Annotated in this window: 1 protein-coding gene; it reads right to left on the reverse strand. The window is 69.7% G+C overall.

Annotated elements, in window-relative coordinates; translation table 11 throughout:
* Positions 1-32: 32 nt before the first annotated feature.
* Entirely contained in the window at positions 33-1601 is a 1569-nt protein-coding gene (locus O3W51_RS47885) for an ISL3 family transposase (RefSeq protein ID WP_244809755.1), read from the reverse strand.
* Positions 1602-1711: the final 110 nt, after the last annotated feature.

Here is a 1711-nt window from a genome sequence, read left to right on the forward strand (position 1 = left end):
TTCGGCTCTGTCGCTGATCTTGTGCTTGGTGGTCAGGTCCGGTGCAAGATCCGCTTGCGTAGAAGGTCGAAGTTCGCACGCCCGTATCCGGCCCGCTTGATGAGCTTGACTCTCGTGTTCTGTCCCTCGACCTGGCCGGAGCTCCAGGGAGTGGACAGTCCGGCGATGACGGCGTCCTGGTCCCGGCGGAGCCCGGTGATCAGGGAGTGCAGCGCGGGCAGGGGGTCTTGCTCGACGCGCTCCATCCAGTCGGGCAGCTGGTCGCCGCGCAGGTCGCGCATCATCTCGGCGAAGTCGCGGACGTGGTCGGTGACGGCGTCGAGTTCGGGGCAGCCGGCGCGGATTTCCTTGAGGGTGAGGGCGTCCTCGTCGGTGAGGTTGCCCGGGTTGGTCATGATCCACCGGACGACGCGGCGGGGCCGTGGCGCGGGCCTGGGCGCCGGTGCGGGAGCTGAGGGCGTGAAGGTTCGCAGGTAGCGGCGGACGGCCTGGATGCTGCCGGTGAAACCGAGGGCGGTAATGTCGCGGTGCAGTTGGGCGGGGTCGTGGCAGCCCTCGTTCCACCGCTGGTGGAGGTAGGGCCGGTACTTGTCCAGGATCGTCGACCGGTTGACCGCCTTGACCAGGAGCTCGTCGATGCTGGTCGCGCGGGCGAAGCGGCGGACGGTGGAACGGTCCAGCTGGAGCCGGTGGCAGATCGACTCCAGCGAGGCGCCCTGGCCCAGCAGGTCCTGGACCAGGGTGAAGCGTTCCCGGGTCCGGACCACCAGGCGGCGCTCGCGCCCGCAGACGTCCAGGGTCCCCACCGGTGCCGCCACCGGGCCTTCGTCATCAGCGGGCGCGTCGGTGGGTGCGCGGGCCGGCATCTCCTCGAACACGGCCCGCACGCAGACGAAATGGGCACCGACCGTCTTCTCCACCGCCTCGCCGACGTTCTTCCACAAGTGCCACGCGTCGGCTACCTGCACCGCTTGAGGGGCGCCGGCGCGGGCACCTTCCGCGTAGGAGCCGGCCCGGTCCCGGCAGATCACCTCCACCTCGGGGTGGTCACGGAGCCAGGCTGCCAGCGGTTCTGCCTCGCGTCCCGGCAGCACGTCGACGGGGCGTCGCCGCTCCAGGTCGACCAGGACGGTCGCGTACGAGTCGCCCCTCCGTAGCGCGAAATCGTCGACGCCCAGCACCCTGACCTGCCCGACAGGCTCCTCGGGGAAGGCCCTGAGCAGGCGTAACAGGGTGTCCTTCGCCACCGGGACCCCCAGCGCGACCGCGAGTCGGCCGCCGGCCCGCCCGGCCAACGCCAGCGCGATCGAGGTCAGCGTCCCGCGCATCAGCGGAGTGTAGCGGGCATGCGGGCTGGTCAAACCGGTGACCTGCTCGGCGAACGTCACGGCCGCGCAGGCGGCATTGAGGCACCGGAACCGGCGTATCAGCAGCTCGATGACTACCCGGGTGCCGCTGATCGCCGCGTCGGACAGGCGTCGCAAGTAACGCCCGTGCACACGTCCCGATGGGCTCCGACAGTGCGGACACGGCGCCTCGACCGCACGGACACGGGCATGCATCGTGATCCCGCCAGCCGACCGCTCGACCAACTCCACCACGACACCGGACAGATGAGGCAGAAGCGCCTCGAAACTCGGCGAAGAACACGCGGGACAGGATGCCAGCCGTCAACACCTACCGATCACAAGATCAGCGACAGAGCCGAATT

The sequence above is a fragment of the Streptomyces sp. H39-C1 genome (assembly GCF_027158125.1).
Classification (GTDB): Bacteria; Actinomycetota; Actinomycetes; order Streptomycetales; family Streptomycetaceae; genus Actinacidiphila; species Actinacidiphila fildesensis.